This window comes from Pseudobutyrivibrio sp. OR37 (assembly GCF_900113655.1).
Taxonomy (GTDB): Bacteria; Bacillota; Clostridia; order Lachnospirales; family Lachnospiraceae; genus Pseudobutyrivibrio.
In genome coordinates this window covers 75602-99018 of record NZ_FOQF01000004.1, presented here as the reverse complement: position 1 = coordinate 99018, position 23417 = coordinate 75602, and the positions used below count along the sequence as shown (strand labels likewise).

At 41.4% G+C, this 23417-nt stretch carries 22 protein-coding genes; 20 read left to right on the top strand and 2 right to left on the bottom strand.

Annotation, left to right across the window (positions count from 1 at the left end):
• Positions 1 to 30: 30 nt before the first annotated feature.
• Positions 31 to 990 (top strand): L-lactate dehydrogenase, encoded by a 960-nt coding sequence (locus BM097_RS03305; RefSeq protein WP_090545888.1) that lies wholly within the window; start codon positions 31 to 33, stop codon positions 988 to 990.
• Positions 991 to 1072: 82 nt separating this feature from the next.
• On the opposite strand, the gene BM097_RS03300 is transcribed toward BM097_RS03305, so the two are convergent.
• Entirely contained in the window at positions 1073 to 2383 is a 1311-nt protein-coding gene (locus BM097_RS03300; protein WP_090545886.1) for an HD-GYP domain-containing protein, read from the bottom strand.
• A 289-nt stretch (positions 2384 to 2672) separates the two neighbouring features.
• On the opposite strand from BM097_RS03300, the gene BM097_RS03295 reads away from it, so the two are divergent.
• The 13 genes from BM097_RS03295 to BM097_RS03235 all read left to right on the top strand — a co-directional run bounded on the left by BM097_RS03295 (position 2673) and on the right by BM097_RS03235 (position 12994).
• Positions 2673 to 2897, top strand: a complete 225-nt coding sequence (locus BM097_RS03295) for an acyl carrier protein (RefSeq protein WP_090545884.1) — start codon at positions 2673 to 2675, stop codon at positions 2895 to 2897.
• Between the two features lie 2 nt (positions 2898 to 2899).
• Positions 2900 to 3361, top strand: a complete 462-nt coding sequence (gene accB, locus BM097_RS03290) for an acetyl-CoA carboxylase biotin carboxyl carrier protein (protein WP_090545882.1) — start codon at positions 2900 to 2902, stop codon at positions 3359 to 3361.
• A 2-nt stretch (positions 3362 to 3363) separates the two neighbouring features.
• Positions 3364 to 4746, top strand: coding sequence for an acetyl-CoA carboxylase biotin carboxylase subunit (accC, locus tag BM097_RS03285; protein WP_090545880.1), 1383 nt, complete (start codon positions 3364 to 3366; stop codon positions 4744 to 4746).
• Positions 4746 to 5534 (top strand): acetyl-CoA carboxylase carboxyltransferase subunit beta, encoded by a 789-nt coding sequence (locus tag BM097_RS03280; protein WP_090545878.1) that lies wholly within the window; start codon positions 4746 to 4748, stop codon positions 5532 to 5534. The genes accC and BM097_RS03280 overlap by 1 nt, the downstream gene beginning before the upstream one ends.
• 2 nt (positions 5535 to 5536) lie before the next feature.
• On the top strand, positions 5537 to 6340 hold the full coding sequence (gene accA, locus BM097_RS03275) for an acetyl-CoA carboxylase carboxyl transferase subunit alpha (protein WP_090545875.1): 804 nt from the start codon (positions 5537 to 5539) through the stop codon (positions 6338 to 6340).
• Positions 6341 to 7270 (top strand): beta-ketoacyl-ACP synthase III, encoded by a 930-nt coding sequence (locus BM097_RS03270; protein WP_090545873.1) that lies wholly within the window; start codon positions 6341 to 6343, stop codon positions 7268 to 7270.
• 13 nt (positions 7271 to 7283) lie between these two features.
• The gene (locus BM097_RS03265; protein WP_090545871.1) at positions 7284 to 8219 is read left to right on the top strand and encodes a nitronate monooxygenase; all 936 of its coding nucleotides are present in this window, start codon (positions 7284 to 7286) and stop codon (positions 8217 to 8219) included.
• 77 nt (positions 8220 to 8296) lie between these two features.
• Positions 8297 to 9250, top strand: coding sequence for an ACP S-malonyltransferase (gene fabD / locus BM097_RS03260; RefSeq protein ID WP_330389541.1), 954 nt, complete (start codon positions 8297 to 8299; stop codon positions 9248 to 9250).
• A complete protein-coding gene (fabG, locus tag BM097_RS03255) occupies positions 9247 to 9972 on the top strand; it encodes a 3-oxoacyl-[acyl-carrier-protein] reductase (protein WP_090545867.1) in 726 nt (241 codons plus the stop codon). The genes fabD and fabG overlap by 4 nt, the downstream gene beginning before the upstream one ends.
• A 1-nt stretch (position 9973) precedes the next feature.
• Entirely contained in the window at positions 9974 to 11224 is a 1251-nt protein-coding gene (fabF, locus tag BM097_RS03250; RefSeq protein ID WP_090545865.1) for a beta-ketoacyl-ACP synthase II, read from the top strand.
• The gene (gene fabZ / locus BM097_RS03245; protein ID WP_090545863.1) at positions 11215 to 11643 is read left to right on the top strand and encodes a 3-hydroxyacyl-ACP dehydratase FabZ; all 429 of its coding nucleotides are present in this window, start codon (positions 11215 to 11217) and stop codon (positions 11641 to 11643) included. Before fabF ends, fabZ begins: the two co-directional genes overlap by 10 nt.
• 53 nt (positions 11644 to 11696) lie before the next feature.
• On the top strand, positions 11697 to 12158 hold the full coding sequence (locus tag BM097_RS03240; RefSeq protein WP_090545861.1) for a MarR family winged helix-turn-helix transcriptional regulator: 462 nt from the start codon (positions 11697 to 11699) through the stop codon (positions 12156 to 12158).
• Positions 12159 to 12232: 74 nt separating this feature from the next.
• Positions 12233 to 12994, top strand: coding sequence for a hypothetical protein (locus BM097_RS03235; protein ID WP_090545859.1), 762 nt, complete (start codon positions 12233 to 12235; stop codon positions 12992 to 12994).
• Positions 12995 to 13234: 240 nt separating this feature from the next.
• On the opposite strand, the gene BM097_RS03230 is transcribed toward BM097_RS03235, so the two are convergent.
• Positions 13235 to 14458: a DUF4317 domain-containing protein gene (locus BM097_RS03230; protein WP_090545857.1), complete on the bottom strand. Its 1224-nt coding sequence runs from the start codon at positions 14456 to 14458 to the stop codon at positions 13235 to 13237.
• A 706-nt stretch (positions 14459 to 15164) separates the two neighbouring features.
• On the opposite strand from BM097_RS03230, the gene asnS reads away from it, so the two are divergent.
• From asnS to rlmD, 6 genes are all read left to right on the top strand, one after another.
• Complete coding sequence (asnS, locus tag BM097_RS03225) at positions 15165 to 16565, top strand: asparagine--tRNA ligase (RefSeq protein ID WP_028242696.1); 1401 nt, start codon at positions 15165 to 15167, stop codon at positions 16563 to 16565.
• 406 nt (positions 16566 to 16971) lie between these two features.
• Positions 16972 to 17982 (top strand): aspartate--ammonia ligase, encoded by a 1011-nt coding sequence (gene asnA, locus BM097_RS03220; RefSeq protein ID WP_090545855.1) that lies wholly within the window; start codon positions 16972 to 16974, stop codon positions 17980 to 17982.
• 222 nt (positions 17983 to 18204) lie between these two features.
• Positions 18205 to 18492, top strand: a complete 288-nt coding sequence (locus BM097_RS03215; RefSeq protein ID WP_090545852.1) for a YerC/YecD family TrpR-related protein — start codon at positions 18205 to 18207, stop codon at positions 18490 to 18492.
• Positions 18493 to 18605: 113 nt separating this feature from the next.
• Positions 18606 to 19235 (top strand): DUF1836 domain-containing protein, encoded by a 630-nt coding sequence (locus tag BM097_RS03210; RefSeq protein ID WP_090545850.1) that lies wholly within the window; start codon positions 18606 to 18608, stop codon positions 19233 to 19235.
• A 75-nt stretch (positions 19236 to 19310) separates the two neighbouring features.
• Positions 19311 to 21632 carry an ATP-dependent helicase gene (locus BM097_RS03205; RefSeq protein WP_090545847.1) on the top strand — a complete coding sequence of 774 codons (2322 nt, stop codon included), beginning with the start codon at positions 19311 to 19313 and terminating at the stop codon, positions 21630 to 21632.
• A 110-nt stretch (positions 21633 to 21742) separates the two neighbouring features.
• On the top strand, positions 21743 to 23413 hold the full coding sequence (rlmD, locus tag BM097_RS03200) for a 23S rRNA (uracil(1939)-C(5))-methyltransferase RlmD (protein WP_090545845.1): 1671 nt from the start codon (positions 21743 to 21745) through the stop codon (positions 23411 to 23413).
• Positions 23414 to 23417: the final 4 nt, after the last annotated feature.

Sequence of the window (23417 nt, the reverse complement as noted above, 5' to 3'; positions counted from 1 at the left end):
TTTTCAACTTGCAGGCCAAGGAGGTGTAATATGGCAGTAGAAGTAAATCCAAGAAAAGTAGCGATAATCGGTGCAGGTTTTGTAGGTTCTGCAACTGCATTCGCATTATCACAAAGTAGTATGTTTTCAGAAATGGTTCTTATTGATGCAGACCATGAGAAAGCAGAGGGTGAGGCAATGGACATTAGCCATGGTACCCCATTTACAAAGCCAATCAAAATCTATGCAGGCGACTACGACGACATTGCAGATGCAGCAATCGTTGTAGTAACAGCAGGTGCTGGTCAAAAGCCAGGTGAAACAAGATTAGACCTAGTTCATAAGAACGTAGGTATCTTTAAATCAATCATTCCAGAGATTGCAAAACGAGATTTCGGAGGAATTCTTCTTATCGTTGCAAACCCTGTTGATATTCTTACACTTACAGCACTTAAGCTTTCAGGACTTCCAGAAAATCGCGTTATCGGTTCTGGTACAGTACTTGATTCAGCTAGACTTAAGACAGAGCTTGGAGAGCATTTAGGAATCGATAGCCGTTCAGTTCATGCGTTTATTATTGGTGAGCATGGCGATAGCGAAATCGCAGCATTCTCAAGTGCTAACGTATCAGGTATCCCAGTAAATGATTTCTGCGAGATGAGAGGTCATTTCAATCATGATGAATCAGAGAAGCGTATTGCAGATCGTGTAAAGAATGCAGCCTATGAAATTATTAAGAGAAAGCATGCCACATACTATGGTGTTGCTGTTGCTGTAAAACGTATATGCGAAGTAATCGTCCGTGATGAAAGATCAATCCTTTCAGTTTCATCAATGATGCATGGCGAGTATGGCATCGATGGCATCTGCCTTTCAATGCCAGCAATTGTAGGTGCTTATGGTCTTGAAACAAAGGTTCCAATTTCCCTTGATGATGACGAAATCAAGGCTCTTCAGGAATCAGCAAGAACACTTAAAGAGGTAATCGATACAATCGACTTTACAGTATAATAAAATCATAATTAAAAGGGCTTTCAAATACACTCAAAGTGTAGAGAAAGCCCTTTTTGTATTTTGAATTTTAAAATGTAAATTAGTCCAAATAGATATTTTTAATTTCTTTAATTTCATCGAAGCATCTAATGAAGGCATCAACAACAGTAGGAGAGAATTGCTTGCCGCGCTGGTTGAGGATTTCAGTTCTTGCAGCCTCTAAGGACCATGCTTCTTTATAAGATCTTGTACTGGTAAGTGCATCAAATACATCCGCCACAGAAACAATCTGAGCATAAATAGATATATTTCCGCCCTTTAATCCCTGAGGATAACCAGTTCCATCCCATTTTTCATGATGCTCAAGGGCTATAATTCTGGCCATTTCCATAATCTCGCCATCTGAATTCGACATGATATCCCATCCATACTGAGCATGCTGTTGCATAATCTTGTATTCTTCATCCGTAAGCTTTTCTGTCTTTTCGATGATGTCAGAGCTAATCAAAAGCTTGCCCAAATCATGCATCATTGCAGCAATTTTTATGGTTTCCACCTCTTTATAGGAAAGATTTAAGGACTGGGCAATCAATCTACTGTATTCTGCAACTCTGCGAACATGCTGGCCTGTCTCTCCAGATTTCGCCTCGGAAATTTCTGTCAGCTTAACAATTATATTTTCCTGACTGGTTTGCAGCTTTTTAAAGTAAAGTATTTTACTGTCATATTCTTTAGCTACGGCAATGGCTATTCGCTCGTAGCCAAGAGCAAATAGACTGCTAATGATAGCTACAGAATAAAGCCAAAATACGGATTGCATATTAAGCACTTCAGTTCCTAGTTCTGGGAAAAGGAAATACGAAGCATACAGTAAATCTAGTACATAAAAAAGTCCTACCAGGTAAATAAAGACATTCTTCCAATTGACTGCATCAGTCTTGTAAAGAAACGGCATATCTTTCCTGAGACTTAAGAAGACGATGGCCTGAAGAATAAAGAAAACGATTACATAGCCTGCGTATGAAACGGAAACAATTAAGGCTAATCTTTCGATGCAAACAAACTGCATGTAAATAGTGGCACCTAAATACTGATCCATACCTGTACAATAGGTGAAAATCATGCCACCAATGAAGATAAATAGGGCATCAAAAGTAATGTTTAATACTATAAAAATAAGACTATTTTTGTCGTTGAATTTTAAGGTGAGGATTAGATATTGATAAATTCGGATAACAATTTGCTCACCAATAATAGAAACAAAGGAGGGAGAAATAAAAATGCCTGAAACAAACCGTTCAAGAAGATATTTTTTCTGCCCACCATAATAAGCCATAAATATTAAGTTTAGAATAACAAACCAAGCCCCGGAAATCAGTTTAGGCCAGTATAGTGTTAAAAGCTCTGTCATAAAAAAATCCTTTTAGTTCGCCCACATTATAACTCTATAATACTGTTTACCACGAAATTATGTCTAAATTATTATGAATGTGTTCAAATTTTATAAAAATATTAAGAACAGTAATGAAATCGATGGTTTTTCGGATTTTTTCAGAAAATTAAAACTATAATTGAGAAAATTTATCTAAAAATATTTATCAAGAATATTGACATTATAAAAATAATGTTTATTATATTAGATTGTTAGATAAAAGTATTTAGCTAACTAGATTTAGATAAAAAGACAAAGGAGATTAATCATGTTTGAAATTGTAAAAGAAGTAATCATCGACACACTTAGCTGTGCAGCAGAAAAGGTAACTATGGAGGCAAATCTTTTTGATGATTTGGGTGCTGATTCTTTAGATGCAGTGGAGCTTTCCCTTGCAGTTGAGGAAAAGACAGGTATCACAATCGAAGAAGAGGCAATGGAAAATATTAAAACAGTTGCAGACATTGTAAATTATCTTGAGGCACATAAATAATCATGGAATTAAAAGAAATTAAAGAGCTTTTTAAAGCTTTTGATGAAAGCGGAAGCTCATATTTCGCACTAGAACAGGATGGTGTGAAAATAAAATTAAAAAAGCCATCAGACACATCGGTTGTAACCCAGACTGTGGCAGCTCCTGTAGTAACACCTTCAGTAGCACCAGTTGAATCAGCTTCAGCAAATACAGCTTCTGAACAAAAGCCACAGGAGGAGCTTGAAGGCACACAGGTGCTTGCTCCTTTAGTAGGTGTTTTTTATGCAGCACCAACACCTGAAGCAAGTGCTTACGTCCAGGTGGGAGATAGTGTAAAGGAAGGTCAGATTCTTTGTCTGATTGAGGCCATGAAGATGATGAGTGAAATCACTGCTCCAAAGGATGGCGTAATCAAAAAAATCTATGTAAAGAATCAGGATGTAGTAGGATTTGAAGATCCACTGTTTCTCATAGGAGATTAGTAATGTTTAAGAGAATATTGATAGCTAATCGTGGTGAGATAGCAGTTAGAATCATCAGAGCCTGCATGGAAATGAATATTGAAGCAGTCGCTATCTATTCTACGGCAGATAAGGATTCTCTACATGTAAAGCTCGCCACAAAAAGCATTTGTATCGGACCAGCCAGGGCAGCAGATAGTTATCTGAATATGGATGCCATCATTACAGCTGCTCAGGTCACTGGCTGCGACGCACTTCATCCCGGCTTTGGATTCCTTTCGGAAAATTCGGATTTTGTAAGAAAGTGTAGGGAAGCTGGAATAGTTTTTATAGGTCCTACACCGGAGGCCATGGATGCACTGGGAAATAAAGCCGCTGCAAGAAAAATGATGATGAAAGCCGGCGTGCCAGTGGTTCCAGGTTCAGATGGTCCCGTGAAGGATTATAAGGAGCTTGAGAAAATCGCCAAAAAGATTGGTTACCCTGTACTTATCAAGGCTTCTGCTGGCGGTGGTGGAAGAGGAATGCGCCGTGTCTATCAGAAGGAGGATTTGAAAAAATTATACGAGGAGGCCAAGGCCGAAACTATGGCCTGCTTCAACGATGATGAGATGTACGTTGAAAAGCTGGTTCTCAATCCTAGACATATCGAATTTCAAATTCTGGCAGACGAGCATGGCAATGTGATTCATTTAGGAGAGCGCGATTGTTCAATTCAGAGAAAGAATCAAAAGCTGATAGAAGAAAGTCCTTGTATGTTTATAAAGGATGACCTTAGAAAGGCTATGGGAAAGGCTGCTGTTGCAGCAGCAAAGGCAGCAGGCTACACCAATGCAGGAACAGTTGAGTTTGTTCTGGATGAAAAAAATCATTACTATTTCATCGAAATGAACACCCGAATCCAGGTGGAGCATGGTGTAACAGAAGCTGTTACAGGAATCGATTTGATTAAGCAGCAGATTAGAATAGCCTTCCATGAGCCCCTGAAGCTGAAGCAAAAGGATGTAAGCCTAAGAGGGCATGCCATGGAGTGTCGAATCAATGCAGAGGACCCAGCCAAGGGTTTTATGGCAAATACAGGTAAGATTTCATTTTTGAATATTCCTGGTGGCCCTGGTGTGAGGGTAGACACACTTTTGTATAACGGATATGAAACCAGTCCATTTTATGACTCCATGATGGCAAAAATCATCGTACACGCCCCTACCAGATTAGAGGCAATTCGTAGAATGCGAAGGGCACTTCTGGAGCTGGTTACAGAAGGAATCACCACTAATGGAGATTTTGATTATCTGCTATTGCATCATCCAGATTTCGTAAAGGGAAATTATAACGTCAGCTTTATCGAAAATCATTTGGAAGAGCTTCTATCCTGGGATAAGGCAGTAGCTGATGAGGAAGAATAATGACAAATGTAGTCGACAAAAGAAAGAATAAATTTAATAGATATAAGGACCTGCGAGAAAATCCAGGGGAGTTGCTTTCACCTGCTATAAAGCCTGTAAAGGAATATGATGCCTTGGACAGAATAGCTGATATAGCAGATGAAGGCACCTTTACACCTTTCCAGTTTGATTTTCCAGAGACAAACCCACTGGACTTTGAGGGATATGTGGAAAAGAAGGAAGAATTGCGAAAGGAATGTGGAAGTCACGATGCTATTATCGCAGGTGAGTGCAAGATTGATGGATGGCCTTGTGTAATGGCAGTGATGAACAAAAAGTTTATGATGGCTTCAATGGGAATGGAGCTTGGCGAAATTTTTTGCAGAGCCTGCGAATATGCTGGTGAGAAGCATCTTCCTTTTATCGTTTTCACAGCCAGTGGAGGAGCTAGAATGCAGGAAGGAATATTAAGCCTTATGCAGATGGCAAAGACCAGCGCCGTGGTAAAACGGTTTAAGGATGAAGGGGGCCTGTACATCACCGTACTTACTCATCCTACAACAGGCGGCGTCAGTGCAAGCTTTGCTACATTAGGAGATATCACCTTGGCAGAGCCAAAGGCTTTGATTGGATTTGCAGGGCCACGTGTTATTGAGCAAACAATCGGTCAGAAGCTACCAGAAGGCTTCCAGCGAGCAGAATTTTTGCAGGAGCATGGCTTCGTGGATGAGATTGTGAGACGAGAAAACATGAAAGAGGAACTAGGCAAGCTTTTGCGTTTGCATAGCAATATATATTTACGGAGGTGAATATGAGTGCTATAGAAAAAGTCCTGATTGCAAGAGATAAGGACAGACCAAAGATAAATGATTATATAGATGCTCTTTTTACCGATTTCTTTGAACAAAAGGGCGATTTTCTAGGCAAAGAGGATGGAAGCATTTACGGCGGAATCGCTTTATTCCACGGACGACCAGTGACAGTGCTTGGTCATAGAAAAGGCAGAACCGTAGAGGAAAACATGGCGTGCAATTTCGGAATGCCAGGGCCGGAGGGCTATAGAAAAGCACTTCGAATCATGAAGCAGGCTGAAAAATTTAGAAGACCGATTATTACATTTGTAGATACCCCAGGGGCTTATCCGGGACTGGAGGCAGAAATGTACGGTCAGGCTCAGGCAATTGCAGCAAATCTAGCAGAAATGAGCGCTCTAAAGGTGCCAGTGATTTCGATTGTGACAGGTGAAGGCTCAAGCGGTGGCGCCCTTGGAATTGCCGTGGCTAATAAGGTATTTATGTTGGAAAACGCTATATATTCAGTGCTATCTCCTGAAGGCTTTGCCTCTATTCTATGGCATGACAGCACAAGACGTGACGAGGCGGCTCAGGTGATGAAGCTTACAGCCCAGGATTTGTATGAATTTGGGGTAATCGACGGAATCATCAGTGAAAAGGCGGATTTGATGTCAGCAATCGATAGAAAGCTAAAAAGTGCTTTAAAGGAGCTTGATATGCTATCAGCCGATGAGCTTGCTGTTAATAGATACGAGAAATTTAGATACTTCGACGAGGCAAGATTAAATGCTTCGTCTGCAAAGGAAATGGAAGTAGTATAAATGACAGGATTAAGAATACTTGCAACGGGAAAGGCCGTGCCGGTGAAGAAAGTTACAAATGATGATATGGCGCGGATTGTTGATACAAGTGATGAATGGATTAAGCAAAGAACAGGCATGAGCGTAAGGCATCATGTAAGTGGCGAGGAGAATCACACAGGGCTGGCAGAGCAGGCTGCAAGAAAAGCCATAGAAAAATCAGGTATTGATAAGGCAGAAATTGATGCTGTGGTGGTTTGCACAGTTTCCTCAGATTACTATTCCCCATCAACAGCCTGTCTAATCCAGGGGAGATTGGGATTAAGGAAAGACATCATAGCTTTTGATTTAGGTGCAGGCTGTTCAGGATTTGTATTTGGCTTAGAAACCATCCGTGCTCTTATGATGGCAAGAAATGCTAAGTATGGATTAATAATAGGTGCCGAGGTTTTATCGAAAAAAATGGATATGACCGATAGAAGCACCTGTGTATTGTTTGGAGATGGGGCAGCTGCAGCAGTGGTGGAGCTTGCGGATAACCAGTTTACATCGGTAATCGGTGTGGATGGTGATGAAGAAATGATTAACATCAAAACACCAAACGGATACATCCACATGGATGGACAGGGTACCTATAAATTTGCAGTAGCAACAGTACCAAAGGTGATTGAGGAAGTGGTAGCAAAATCAGGCTTTAGCTATGACGAAATTGATCATTATGTGCTGCACCAGGCCAATCTTCGAATAATCGAATCCATAGCTAAAAAGATAAAGCAGCCTATGGATAAATTCGTTGTAAACATCGAAAAATACGGCAACACCTCAGCTGCCAGCGTAGGCTTGGCTTTGGACGAGGCTCTAGAAGAAGGACGAATACACCCAGGCGACAAAGTACTTCTATGTGCCTTCGGTGCAGGCCGCACCTGGGGCGCCGTGGTGCTGGAAATGTAAAGTAGAGGTATATATGAAACTTAGAGATTTGACAGGAACTAAATATAGTGTGATCCAGGGGGGAATGGCGAACATAGCTACAGGTGAATTCGCCGCAGCCTGTTCTAATGCAGGCGCCCTTGGCTTAGTGGCAAGCGGAGGTATGGATGCCGAAAGCTTGCGAGAACAAATAAGAATATGTAAGAGCAAGACTGATAAGCCTTTTGGTGTGAATCTGATGCTTATGAATCCTGATGTGGATAATATTGCCAGAATGCTTGTAGAGGAAAAGGTTCAGTTTATTACAACAGGTGCCGGCAACCCAGGCAAATACATGAAGGCTTGGAAGGAAATGGGAGCCAAGGTGTTTCCAGTGGTTGCATCAGTTGCTTTAGCAAAAATTATGGTAAGAGCCGGTGCCGATGCTGTCATTGCAGAAGGTGGAGAATCAGGCGGTCATGTAGGAGATATGACAACAATGACATTGCTTCCACAGGTGGTAGCTGCCGTAGATGTACCTGTTATTGCAGCAGGTGGTATTGCCAGTGGCGAGCAGATGGCAGCAGCTATGATGTTAGGTGCCTGCGGAGTTCAGGTGGGAACCAGCCTGCTGGTGTCTGAAGAATGTCCAATCCATGAAAACTACAAGCAGACTCTTATCAAATCAAAGGATAACGCCACTACAGTAACAGGCCGTTCCCAAGGTGCACCAGTACGTATCATAAAAAATGAAATGGCACGTGAATATCTAAAGCTGGAGGCAGAGGGAGCAGATAGAGAGCAACTGGAAAAAATCACATTAGGTGGGTTGCGCCGTGCAGTATGTGATGGCGACATGATCCGCGGCTCAGTTATGTCCGGCCAAGTATGCGGCCAGCTCACCGCCATCCGTCCCGTAGCAGAAATCCTGGAGAAAATGGTAGCAGGCGCTAAGACGTGTCTATCTAAAGCCGCGTCGATTGAACTGTAGTGTCTAAATAGCAGCATAATGCATAGACAATATATAGGCTATGGATTATGCTGCGAGAGAAAAACTAGGAGAATATTATGTTAGGAATTGTATACGCTGGCCAGGGTACACAGCGAGTTGGAATGGGCCAGGATTTTTATGAGAAATATGAAAGCTTTAGGCAGACCATAGATAATGCCACAGGGATAGTAAGTAAAGTGACAGACATGGATGTTGCAAAGCTGTGCTTTGAAGGTCCAGCGGAGGTGCTGTCTCAGACAAAGTATACTCAGCCTGCTATGGTAGCCTTCGCAATCGGAGTAACAAAGCTGTTGAGGGAAGCAGGAATTAATGCAGATTATACCTGTGGACTTAGCCTTGGGGAATATTCGGCTCTTTTTGAGGCAGGCACATTGGATGAAAAAGCAGTTTTAGAGCTTATCGCAAAAAGAGGTAAGTACATGACAGAAGCTTCCGAGGGCTTGGATGTAAAAATGGCTGCTGTAATGGGAGCAGATAGAGAGACAGTTTTTGAGTGCTGCGATAAGGCTAATGCAGAGCTTAAGGGAGAGAAGATTGTTCAGGCAGCAAACTTCAATTGTCCAGGTCAGATAGTAATATCTGGTGATGCTTTGGCGGTAGATAAGGCAAGTGCATATCTGAAGGAGGCAGGAGCAAAAAGGATTGTTCCACTTAAGGTAAGCGGTCCTTTCCATACATCTCTTATGAAGCCAGCAGGCGATAAGCTGGCAGAGGAATTTAAAAACATTTCCTTTAAGGAGGAGAAGTCTAAGGTTGTTTTCAATTGCGTAGGTAGAGAAAAGAAGGAAGAGGAATCTATCTCAAAGCTTTTGGAAAAGCAGGTGCAGTCATCTGTTTATTTAGAGGATTCCATTAAATACATGGTAAATGCAGGGGTGGATACTATTATAGAAATCGGCCCAGGAAAAGCAATCAGCAAGTTTATAAATAAGACTGTAAACGATGTGAAGGTGTACTCAATCGATTCGGTTGAAGACTTCGAAAATACGATAAAGGAGTTAGGGGCATGAGCGTAGCACTAGTTACAGGCGGAAGCCGAGGGATTGGAAGAGTAATAGCCGAAAAGCTTGCAGAGGCTGGTTTCAATATCGCTATCTGCTATTCAGGAAATGAAGCTGCAGCAGAAGAAACAGTAAAGCTTTGTAAGAGCCATGGTGGAGATGCAATCTGCATTAAATGCGATGTTAGTAATGAAGCTGAAGTAGCCCAAATGTTTGCAGCAGTAAAAGAAAAACTAGGCCCAGTAGAGGTGCTTGTTAATAATGCAGGTGTTACAAAGGATGGCTTGCTCATTAGAATGAGCGAGCAGGATTTTGATAAGGTTATTGATATTAATCTTAAGGGAACCTTTCTTTGCACTAAGGCAGCCATAAAGGATATGATGAAAAATCGTCATGGAAGCATTATCAACATCACATCAATTGTAGGTGTTAATGGTAACGCTGGACAGGCTAATTATGCAGCAAGCAAAGCAGGAATTATCGGATTTACAAAGTCAGTTTCAAGAGAATATGGCAGCAAGGGAATTATCGTAAATGCGATAGCACCTGGCTTCATTCAAACAGCCATGACAGATGAACTTCCAGAAAATGTTAAGAGTGAGTATCTTAAGAAAATTCCTCTAAACCGATTTGGACAGCCAGAGGATGTGGCAAATGTTGTGGAGTTTTTGGCATCTGAAAAAGCCTCTTATATCACTGGTCAGGTGATTGAGGTAACCGGAGGAATGTAAGATGAAAAGAAGAGTAGTAATCACAGGAATGGGCACTGTTAATCCACTTGGAAACAGTGTGGAGGATACATGGAAGGCAGTACAGGCTGGCAAATGTGGAATAGGTCCCATTACCCATTTTGACACTAGTGATTTAAAGGTAAAGCTGGCAGGCGAGGTAAAGGGCTTTGATGCAGCAGAAGCGTTAGGCCCAAAGGAGGCCAGAAGGATGGATGTGTATACTCAGTATGCATGTGCAGCAGCCAAGGAGGCCTTTGCGGATTCTGCGCTTGATATGGAAAAGGAAGATGCAGATAGAGTAGGCTGTATTGTTTCGTCGGGAATCGGTGGACTTTCGACTATCGCTGAAGAGCATGGCAAGGGAGAGGAAAAGGGCTATGGAAAGATTTCCCCTTACTTTATCCCAATGTCTATTAGCAATATGGCAGCAGGGCAGATTGCCATTATGTATGGCCTGAAGGGAATGTGCACTTGCGTGGTGACAGCCTGCGCAAGCTCAAATAATGCTATCGGAGATGCCTTCCATAGAATCAGAGATGGCTATGAGGATGTAATGGTGTGCGGTGGAGCAGAGGGAGTAGTTATGCCTCTTGCCATTGGTGGCTTTCAGTCTATGAAGGCGCTGTGCACCAGCGAAGATCCTAACAGAGCTTCTATTCCATTTGATAAGGAAAGACATGGCTTTGTAATGGGTGAAGGTGCAGGCATTCTTATAATAGAAGAATTGGAACACGCCAAAGCACGTGGTGCAAAGATTTATGCAGAGGTTGTAGGCTATGGCTCAAACTGTGATGCTTACCACATCACTGCACCAAATCCAGAAGGCGAAGGTGGTGCTAAATGTATGGCACTTGCAGTAAAGGATGCTGGCCTTGAGATGAAGGATGTAGATTACATCAATGCTCATGGAACATCAACAAGCCTTAATGATGCCGGTGAAACTCTTGCAATCAAAAAGGCTTTTGGGGACCATGCTTATCAGCTTATGGTAAGCTCTACCAAATCTATGACAGGACATTTGCTTGGTGCAGCAGGAGCAGTAGAGGGAATTATCACATCCCTTGCACTTCGAGATGGCTTCGTGCCAGCCACTATCAACTACAAGGAAAAGGACGAGGCCTGTGACCTAGACATCGTCCCAAACACGGGCCGTAAGGCTGATATCAAGGTGGCACTTTCCAATGCCCTCGGCTTCGGCGGCCACAACGCATCAATCGTACTTCGTAAATATGAGGAGACTATATGCAGTTAAGTAATTCAGAGATTCAAGAGATTTTGCCACATCGCTATCCTTTTCTATTAGTAGATAAGATAGTGGAATGTGAGCCAGGAAAATATGCCAAGGGCATCAAATGCGTCAGCGCAAACGAAATGCATTTTATGGGACACTTCCCAGGTCATCCTGTTATGCCAGGTGTACTTATAATAGAAGCATTAGCTCAGGTGGGAGCAGTTGCTCTATTGACAGAGGAGGAGAATAAAGGTAAGCTTGCGTTCTTTGGCGGAATTAAAAATGCGAGGTTTAAAAGACAAGTCGAACCGGGCGATGTTTTAAACCTCGAATGCACTCTAACAGCAAGGAAGGGGCCGGTAGGCTTTGGTGAGGCTATTGCCACAATTGATGAAAAAATTGTCGCTAAAGCCGAAATTTCCTTTGCCATTGGGGAATAAATTGAGTATGATATTCTGTAGGAAATAAAGTTAAAGAAAGTTAGGAGTTAAAAATGTTAGAAAAAAATCTTACAGAGGTTTATACCAAGTTTAAAATTCACTTTTATCAAGAGATGTTTAACAAGCTACACTCTAGAGAAACATCACTTACTATAGTTGAATTATTCTGCGTAGAAATTATCTACTGCTTAAATAATCCTACTGTTAAAGAGTTTGCAGATTTTATTGGTATTTCATCACCAAACGCAGCTTACAAGGTTGCATGTTTGATTGAAAAGGGATATATCCAGAAGGTACAGTCTCAGACAGATAGAAGAGAGTTCCACTTACATGTAACAGATAAATATCTTGATTACCTAAATCTTTCAACAGGCTATGTTAGCACAGTTGCTGAACGTGCGCAGGAACACTTTTCAGAAGAAGAGGTTGCAACACTTAATCATATCTTAGAGGATATGTCAAATGAGCTTATGAATGAGGTAGCTATTCCTCACCTTGATGAGTTAGATAAATAATTAAGTAATAATTGATAATTCGGCACCATGCATTGTGATGATGTATGGTGCTTTTTAGTGTGAGGACTTAGTAAATGAGACATAATAAAGTTAAAATAGTATGGAGTATAGTTTCAATTCTTCTATTAGTATTGGTAGCTAGTTTAGTATATATAAGCATTAGTGATACTATGGAGCAAAAACAAATTGTGGAAGATGGAGAAGCGTTAGGCTTTGATTTTGAAGCTCATGAGGATAAACCTCATGAATCCACAAAAGAATTTGAAAAGGCAGTTGATGAGCAGGATGCATTAAATAATGATGATTCAAAGAATGCAGATGAAATAGAGGATGCTCAATCAGAGAATGTTATAGAAAATAAATCTGACGCTTATTATGATAGCTCACAAACAAATGCTAAAAGTGAATCTGAGGTTTCTTATGTAAATTCAGAAATAAATAAGGAAAGTGGCGCAAGTGATTCATTTGGTCCTATAACCAAGGAAGAATATGACACTTTCAAGAAAACTTGTAATGATACAATAGATACAAATAAGATGCAGAACATAAAAGAACTCATGACCAAGGACTATACAGGAACTTGGTATGATCCAGAAAATGGAGAGGCTATTAGATTGTCATCGGAAGGTGCTTATGTATATATTCCTTATTTAGATTATTATGGGGATACCTTGTATCAATGGGAATTAATAGACCGTTCAGCACAGGGGGCTTGCCCAATGCTACAAATCTACTTGTGGGGTCCAGATACACCAGGGTTAGCCTATTATGTAGCAGGCTATAATGAGAAATATTTCTATGGTAAGCTCCAGGGCTATATATTTTACAAGCAATAAAATAGGGATATAATATCATTTTTGGCATATAAGTGGAAAAAATGATATTTTGAAATCCACTTAGCTTTTTTTCGAGAGTGATAAGTGGATTTTATAAATAAGAAAATAACACTTAAAAATAGTGCTATTAATGAGTAATAATACATTATCTTAGAAGAATAAGCTTTCCCGCGCTGAATAAAGTAAAAGGCTAGGTGCACTCAGATGCACTTAGCCTTTTACTTTATTCAATATTGCTTTTTATATCTGCTCTCCATTAAGCACAAATGTCTCATCTGGCTCAATTGGAACACATACACACTTCTTGCCATCTACGTAAGCGGTAGTAACATTAGCGGCCTTGCTTTCTGAAACCTTAACAACGATGTCAGGAACCTTGCCGTCAGCTGTTTCGCCAGTAGCTTCTTTAAGTTGCTTTGTAAGGTCTACTACACGTTCCTTAAGAACATTTTTTTCAACTCTTATTTCATTATTTTTAAGAGCCTTCTCATCTAAGATTTCCTCAGCAAGTGGAAGCTGCTCTTCAAAATAGTTTTCGAAATTAGCCTGAATCTTTTCAACCTTCATATCTGAAAGTCCAGAATCAGTAAGGATATTTGCAACATCCTGTGGCTCAAGAATGATTGGTTCCTCAGGTCCTAAGCGCTCTGCCTCTACAGTGATGAAATCTGAAAGGTTCTGCTGAATATCAAGCTTTGTCTCAAGAGTTTCTTCTGTCTCTTCGCCAAGTGCCTGGTTAAGCATGTTGTTGAAGGCGTTCTTCTTTTGAGTGGTTGTCTTTCTAGTGCCGCAGCCAATGCAGTTTTCCCAGAATTCTACATGAGGCTCCTTGGTGTTTTTAGTGTATGCCAGGCATGCATGTAAATCAGTAGAACGCTCTGTAAATGCAGGGAAGGTAAATGCAGTGTCAACAGGTCCTACCACCCAATCTCTATCTCTTGCACCAATACGGTTTTCCTGCTCACGATAACCAAGTGCTGCCTTTGAAAGCTGAACAGGGCAGATGGCACAGATGATGTATTCATATACCTCCTCTGATTCATCTAAGGCTAAATTATCGCTGGTTTTCATAGGAACATCGTAGGTATCATGGAAAAGCACGATAAGATAGTTTCCTACATAATCATATGATTCGATAATACGGTTGTAATATTCTATAAGAAGCTTTTCGTCTTTAAGACCTGTTTCGCGAAGCTGCATCAACAAATCATGACCACTGCCTTCTATTTCAGATTCAGGATCAAATGGAAGCTCTAGTAAGTTGTTGCCGATTGTTCCAGATAATGCCTTATTTGCAATCTCCAGATATTTGTGGAATTCCTCGTCCTCAAGATTAAGGAAAGTCTCCTTGAATGTGAGCACGATTTCCTTGTTGGCATCTACATAGCAGCCAACCATCTTGTCAAAATTCACGGAATCCTTTTTAAAACGTCGTTTTATCTCGTTTACTTCTTTTTTATTCATGTTAATATGTCACCCCTAATTTTTTCTTACCTATTTAATTATACAAATGCTAAAAATCTTCGCAAGGGAATTTCACTATGGAGTTTTGGATGGAGTTAAGTGTCAGAAGATGATTTGAAAATAAACTTAACAGAAATTGTCCAAGAAGTTAAGTGTATATACCATAATAGATTTTTCACTTAAAAATGCAAAATGCTGTTAAGTGAATCTAGAAAAAAATTTTAAAAACTTAACAGAGTTAAGTGTGAAATAGCAAAAAATCATTTTCACTTATATAAATCTGAGGAGTCGGGAGAATTTGTTAAGTGAAGAAATGAAAATCTCCAAATAAACTTAAGAATACCTAAAAATATTTACTCTAACTTAAGTTTATTTTGAAAAATTTTTCTCACACTTAACCCCATTTCCGATTTTTAAGTGAGAATATGAGAATGCAGAAAAAACTTAACTATTGCCATGAAACGCTTGACATTAAAAACGTAAATAACTATACTTTACTCAAATAAAGAAAAGGAGACAATCATGGCATTCACATCTATGCTTAATAATCTCAATAACAATAATAATAATTCCGTGAATAATAATCAGGGGATTTAATTTTATTGCGTTGATGAGATTTGATGGTTGTTTCAAATAAGTTAGAATTAGAGAGCCTCATCAAGCACTGCTTGGTGGGGCTTTTTTTATGAATGAAAAGGAGAAAATTATGAGCGTTAAAACAACAGACATAAGAACTCTTTCTAGAAACTTCAAGGAATACGGTGACAAGGAAGTTACAGTTTCTGGTTGGGTTCGCAACATGCGTGATTCAAAGACATTCGGTTTCTTAGTACTTGCAGATGGTACATTTTTCAACCCAGTGCAGGTAGTTTTCAACCAGGATAAGATTGATAACTTCGACGAAGTTCGTCACTTAAACGTAGGTGCAGCAGTATACGTAACAGGTACTGTAGTGCTTACACCAGAGGCAAAGCAGCCATTCGAAATCCAGGCTACAAAGGTTGTAGTTGAAGGAAAGTCTACACCAGATTATCCAATCCAGCCTAAGAGACACACAATGGAATACCTTCGTACACAGACACATCTTCGTGCACGTACAAACACATTCCAGGCTGTATTTAGAGTTCGTTCTCTTTGTGCATACGCTATTCACAAGTTCTTCCAGGAGCGTGATTTCGTATACGTACACACTCCACTTATCACAGGAAGTGACTGCGAGGGTGCAGGTGAGATGTTCCAGGTTACAACAATGGACCTTAACAACATCCCTAAGACAGAGGATGGCAAGGTTGATTTCTCACAGGATTTCTTCGGACATGCTACAAACCTTACAGTATCAGGTCAGTTAAACGGTGAGACATACGCTCAGGCCTTCAAGAACATTTACACATTCGGTCCTACATTCCGCGCAGAGAACTCTAACACAACTCGTCATGCAGCAGAGTTCTGGATGATCGAGCCAGAGATTTCTTTCGCTGATCTTGAGGATGATATGGAACTTGCTGAAGACATGATTAAGTTCGTTATCAACTACGTTCTTGAGCATGCTCCAGAGGAGATGGAATTCTTCAACAACTTCATCGACAAGGGACTTCTTGATAGATTACATCACGTTGCTACTTCTGATTTCGGACGAATCACATACACAGATGCTGTTGCAGAGCTCGAGAAGCACAACGATGAATTTGATTACAAGGTATCTTGGGGCTGTGATCTTCAGACAGAGCACGAAAGATACTTAACAGAAAAGATTTTTGGTAAGCCTGTATTCGTTACAGACTATCCAAAGGAAATCAAGGCTTTCTATATGAAGCTTAACGATGACGGCAAGACAGTAGCTGCTATGGATTGCCTCGTTCCTGGTATCGGAGAAATCATCGGTGGCTCACAGCGTGAGGATGACTACGATGTACTTCTCAAGAGAATGCAGGAATGCGGCCTCAAGGAAGAGGACTACCAGTTCTACCTTGACCTTCGTAAATACGGTAGCAGCCGCCACGCAGGCTTTGGACTCGGCTTCGAACGCTGCGTAATGTACCTCACAGGAATGGGTAACATCCGCGACGTAATCCCATTCCCACGTACCGTAGGTAACTGCGACTTGTAATCAAATTCGCATGTAGTATGTAAATAATACGGCGACTGCCTGGTGTTCCGTGCTCCCGCAGGCCATCTCCCATTGGAGTCAAGGGAACCTCCCTAAAGGGTCCCTCCTTAACTCCATGGGGGTCTTCGTTCCACTTCGGTCGTTGCTAACCAAAGGTCCACTGGACCTTTAGCAACCTCCTGCTCGCGCTTGCCTAGGTTATGTAGTCGCCTCGTTTCTTTAGATGAGTAATCTGCGGCAAAATCTATACATGTCTTTTTAGAGACCTTAAAGTGCCGTCCCTACTTAGATGGTGCGTTAGCAGCATCTTACGTAGGGCAACGAGCACGACATGAGCGAAAGCGTGTCTCGAAAAGATATGTAGAGATTTTGCCGCAGATTACGGATTAAGACGTAGGAGGAGAATATGAGCAAGATATACATTCCAGAGGGTTACAAATCTGCTTTGGATTTGAAGGAGACCCAGATTGCGATTAAGAAGGTGAAGGATTTCTTTCAGGCACAGCTTACAGCGGAGCTTAATCTTCATCGTGTAACTGCACCACTTTTTGTAGAGCCAAGTTCAGGTCTTAATGACAATTTGAATGGTGTTGAGCGTCCAGTTGCTTTCGGTGTAAAGGAGCAGGGCGATAAAGAAGTAGAAGTTGTTCATTCACTTGCTAAATGGAAGAGAATGGCCCTAGGCAGATATCACTTCAATGTAGGCGAAGGTCTTTACACTGATATGAACGCAATCCGCCGTGACGAGGATACTGATAATATCCATTCCATTTATGTTGATCAGTGGGACTGGGAATGTATTATCAACAAGGCTGATAGAAATGAAGAGACTCTTAAGAAGTATGTAAAGAGCGTTTATGCGGCTCTTCGTGTAACAGAAAAATACATAGCAAATGCTTATGATTATGTGCAGTGCATTTTACCAGAGGAGATTCATTTTATCACTTCTCAGGAATTAGAGGATAGATGGCCAGACCTTGATGCACATCAGCGTGAGTACGAGGCTGCTAAAGAATTCGGCGCAATCTTTCTTATGAAGATTGGTGATTTGCTTAAGTCTGGTGAGAGACATGATGGTCGCGCTCCAGATTATGATGACTGGCAGTTAAATGGTGATATCATCGTTTACTATCCAGTGGATGATATTTCACTTGAGCTTTCATCTATGGGAATCAGAGTAGATGAGGATAGTCTTGCAGCTCAGCTTAAGAAGGCAGGCTGTGAGGACAGGGCAGCCCTTCCATTCCAGAAGGCAATCCTTGAAAAGAAGCTTCCATATACTATTGGCGGTGGTATTGGACAGAGCAGAATCTGTATGTTCTTCCTTCGTAAGTGCCATATCGGAGAGGTTCAGTGTTCATTCTGGCCTGAGGAAGATATAGCTTATGCCAGTGAAAAAGGCGTGACAATACTATAAAATTTTTCACTTTACTTTTCTAATACTTTAGCGTAAACTAGTCGATGGCCCTTTTTGAGGGCCATTTTCTTGTGTGTTTTTTTGTTATGGTTCTTTACTTTAAAACTTTAATGTGCTAAACTGAATTTAAGAAGAGCAAAGGTTGTATAATTCTGCGATTCTTTAGATTATAAAGATCCATTAGTTATCGTATAAATGAGGAATTAATAGGAGTATTTGATAATGAATAAGAAACTTGAAACAGCAGAAATGGATGAGCTTTTAAGAGCTATTCTTAGCCTCGAAACCGTAGAAGAGGCCTATGAATTTTTTGAGGATTTGTGTACCGTTAATGAGATGGTAGCAATGAAGCAGCGCTTTGAAGTTGCTAAGATGCTCCGAGAAGAGCGCACATACCAGGATATTGCTGATGAAACAGGGGCTAGCTCTGCAACCATCAGTCGTGTTAACCGCGCCCTCAATTACGGTAATGATGGTTATGACATGGTGCTTAAAAGAATCAATCAATAACTATTTATTTAATTCGTATGATATGTGTGATAAAATGTAAGATGTGGTTTTTGAGACTACATCTTATTTTTTTGAGTAATTTAACATTCTAAATTAGGTAAAAGGAGAGAACTATGGACACCAGGAAACGATTAAAGGATATATTACATCAGCTTGCAGAAATAGATTATGTTCATCCCGATGATATTCCTAATATAGATTTATATATGGACCAGGTCCTTACATTTCTTGACCAGGAGCTTGGAACAGTTCGCGAAGCCACTGAAGACAAGGCTATGACAAAGACCATGATTAACAACTATACAAAAAATCAGATTTTGCCATCACCGGAGAAAAAGAAGTATTCAAGGGACCACATGCTTAATCTGATATTTATTTATTATCTTAAAAATTTCCTTTCAATGAAGGATATCAAGAGCATTTTGGATCCTATTAATGAAAGATATTTTGGGGCTGGTGAAGGCTTAGGCTTCTATGACATCTATTCAGCTATGGTCGGCTACGAAAGCAAGGTAGCAAATGATGTAACAAAGGATATCATCAGAAAATACAATCTCAGTAGAGAAGCTTTCATGGACCAGGATGTGGAATCTAGAGCAGAGCTGCAGGAGTTTACATTTATCTGCGAGCTTGCCTTCGATGTTTTTGTTAAGAAGATGATGATTGAACAGTTTTTGGCAGGCAGAGAGGTAAAGCCAGAGGACGAAAATAGTACTAAAGAAAAACCAAAGGAAAGCAAGTGATTGTATAGATAGAATTGCTTTTATATGATAGAATATTTTAGAACAAACTTTCGTTTTAGATAGGAATTAATAGTTATGGATTTAAGTATGTTAAACGATAGGCAGCGCGAGGGAGTTGTCACTACGGAAGGTCCAGTTCTCATACTGGCAGGTGCCGGCTCCGGTAAGACAAGAGTACTTACCCACCGCGTTGCTTATTTAATTGAGCAGGGTGTTATGCCATACAACATCATGGCTATCACCTTCACTAATAAAGCAGCCCGCGAAATGCGCGAGCGTATAGATAATATCGTAGGTTTTGGTTCTGACGGTGTTTGGGTTGCCACCTTCCATGCATCATGTGTTAGAATCTTACGCAGATTTTGCGAAAGACTTGGGCAGGGCTACAGCACCAATTTCACCATCTACGATACAGACGATTGCAAGACTCTCATGAAGGAAGTTTGCAAATATCTTCAGATAGATACTAAGCAGTTTAAGGAACGCACATTTTTGAATGTCATTTCCGATGCTAAGAATAAACTAATCGGTCCAGAGGAATTCACTAATCGTGCCATGGGCGATTACAATATGTCTCGCCAGGCATCTGTTTACAGGGAATACCAGGCCAGACTTCGTCAGAACAATGCATTTGATTTTGACGATCTGATTATGAAGACGGTAGAGCTTCTTCGTCTGGATGGAGAGGTCCGCGCATACTATAATGACAAGTTTAAATACATCATGGTGGACGAGTATCAGGATACTAATGCAGCTCAGTTTGAGCTTGTTCGTTTGCTTATTGGTGGCGCTCAGAATCTTTGTGTAGTAGGTGATGATGACCAGTCCATCTACAAGTTCCGTGGAGCAGATATTTACAACATTCTTAATTTTGAACAGCATTTCCCAGCTGCTCACGTTATAAAGCTGGAGCAGAACTACCGAAGCACAGCCAATATTTTGGATGCTGCTAATGCAGTCATTGCAAATAACGAGGGACGTAAGGAAAAGGCTCTTTGGACTGAAGAAGAAGCTGGAGACAAAATCCACTTCCAGCAGTTTGACAGTGCTTACGAAGAAGCCAGCTACATCGCTAGCAATATTGCCAGCTTTGTACGCAAAGGGGAGGCGGATTACAGAGATTGCGCCATCCTTTATCGTACCAACGCCCAGTCCCGTCTTATAGAAGAAAAAATGATATACGAAGGCATCCCTTACAAAATCGTAGGCGGTGTTAATTTCTATAGCCGCAAGGAAATTAAGGATGTCATTGCATATCTTAAAACAGTAGATAACGGCGCAGACGATATCGCAGTTCAGCGTATTATAAATATTCCAAAGCGAGGCATTGGTGCCACATCCATTGCAAAGGTATCAGATTACGCCAGAGAACACGGCCTTAATTTCTACGAGGCTTTAGTTCATGCAAACGATATTCCATCCATTGGAAAGGCAGCAGTTAAGATTAAGGGCTTCACAGATTTAATCGAAAAGCTCAGAAAGATTGCTGCAGAGGAATCAGTATCAGCTCTTGTAGAGGAAATCTTAGACCAGACAGATTACGTGGCAGAGCTTAGAGCAGAAGGTACAGATGAGGCCAAAGCGCGTATCGAAAATATCGACGAGCTTCTTACAAAGGCCGTAGCCTACGAAAAGGATGCCAGAGACGACGATGAAGAGCCTACACTTTCAGGCTTCCTGGAGGATGTAGCACTTGTGGCAGATATAGACAGCTACGAAGAAAGCGATAACTATGTTGTGCTCATGACTCTTCATGGCGCCAAGGGTCTTGAATTCCCACGTGTCTACATGGCCGGCATGGAGGATGGATTATTCCCAGGACAGGGAGCTATCTTTGACGGTGGCGGAGCCGATTCCGAATTAGAAGAGGAGCGCCGTCTTGCATACGTTGGAATCACACGTGCCAGACAGCATCTTACCATGACAGCAGCAAGAATGCGTATGATTCGTGGTGAGACTCAGTTCCACAAGATTTCCCGCTTCGTAAAGGAAATCCCTGAGAGCTTAATCAGCGGCAATCTTTGGGAGCCAAAGCCTATGGACGATTATTCCAGCACTCCAATAGGAGAATATTCCGTATATCAGAAGCCTACTGGCAGAGGCCCAGCCCTTGCCACAAGCTATGGCGATAATAAGCGTTCAGTTCGCGATACATTTAAGACTAACGTATATACGGTAGGAAGTTCCACTACCGCAGTTGCTAACAAAAACGGAACTAAGATAGAAAAAGGTGAATTGGAATATGGCATCGGCGACAGAGTCAGCCATATCAAATTTAAGGAAGGCACAGTAAAGGACATCATCGACGAAGGCCGTGACTACGAAGTCACCGTAGACTTCGACGGCGTCGGCGTGAAGAAAATGTTTGCGTCCTTCGCAAAATTAAAGAAAGTATAAGAAAGAGGCTTCCCCTTGAGGTTGCTAGGCTCCAGTGGAGCCTGTTCAGCAACGACCGAGCCGGGAGGCGAGAAAGCTGTCAGCGATAGCTGACTGATGAGGTGTAAAATATGAAACGCGGTGAAGTTGTACAAGGAAAAGTTATAAAAGTAAACTTCCCTAACAAAGGTATTATAGAAACAGCCGAGGGCGACAAGCTCCGTGTAAAGGGCGTGTTGCCAGGTCAGACTGTTTCTGTAAGAGTTAAAAAGAGTTCTAAGGAAAAGGCCCAGGGAAATCTTCTTTCCCTAGATGTTCCATCTCCTATGGAAATGGAGCAGCCTTATTGTGTGCATTATGGTAAATGCGGTGGCTGTACATATCAGTCGCTTCCTTACGAGGAGCAGCTAAAGCTGAAAGAGGGCATGATTCATGATTTAATGGCTCCTGTCATCAGCGAAGAAGTATGGAATGCCACATACGAAGGCATCAAAGCCAGCCCAAAGCAGTTTGGCTATCGTAATAAAATGGAGTTCTCATTCGGAGATGAGATAAAGGACGGCCCACTTACACTTGGTATGCACAAGAAGGGCAGCTTCTATGATGTTGTTACAGTAGATGGTTGTCAGATCATCGATGCGGATATGCGTCGTGTTCTTACAATCACTTTAGATTACTTCGCAAATGCGAAGCAGCCATATTACCGCAAGAATACACATGAAGGATACTTGCGCCATCTGCTTGTTCGTAAGGCAACAAAGACAGGTGAAATTTTAGTTGATTTGGTTACTAGCACACAGATTTCATCAATCTACGAGCTTGCACTTTTAGAGGGTTGGAAGCAGGCACTTTTGAAATGTCAGGATTGGGAAGGAAAGCTTACTGGTATTCTTCATACTAAAAATGATAGAGAGGCTGATGTGGTAGCAGACGAAGGCACAGAGGTGCTTTACGGCCAAAGCTGGTTTAAGGAAGAGCTTCTTGGTCTTTCATTTACTATCAGCCCATTTTCATTCTTCCAGACTAATTCTTTGGGAGCAGAAGTCCTTTACAGCACAGCTCGTGATTTCATTGCTACTGGTGCTGATGGAGCAGAGGTATACGACCTTTATTCAGGTACAGGCACCATCGCTCAGGTTATCGCACCTGCAGCAAAGCATGTAACTGGTGTAGAAATAATTGAGGAAGCTGTTGAGGCTGCAAAGGAAAACGCCAAGCTTAACGGTCTTGATAATTGCGATTTCATCGCAGGTGATGTTCTCAAGGTTCTTGATGACATTACAGAAAAGCCTGATTACATCATCCTTGATCCACCTAGAGACGGCATCCATCCAAAGGCATTAGACAAGATTATCGATTACGGTGTAGATTCACTTGTCTACATCTCATGCAAGCCTACCAGCCTTGCCCGCGACCTGGAGGTATTCCTCGCCCGCGGCTACAAGGTCACACGCCTTGCCTGTGTGGATATGTTCCCAGGCACTTACCATGTAGAGACGGTATGCTTATTGTCCAAACTTCATGAGGCGAAGCATCATGTCAATGTTAAGTTAGATATGGATGAACTTGATCTTACAAGTGCGGAGGCTAAGGCAACATATAAAGAGATTGAAGAATGGGTGCAGGAGCACTACGGATTCCATGTGACAAACCTGAATATAGCTCAGGCAAAGCAGAAGCATGGGATTATAGAGCGTGAAAACTATAATAAGCCAAAATCAGAGAACAGCAGACAACCGGGATGTCCGGAGGAAAAAGTGAAGGCGATAGAGGAAGCATTGAGATATTTTCAAATGATATAAGGAC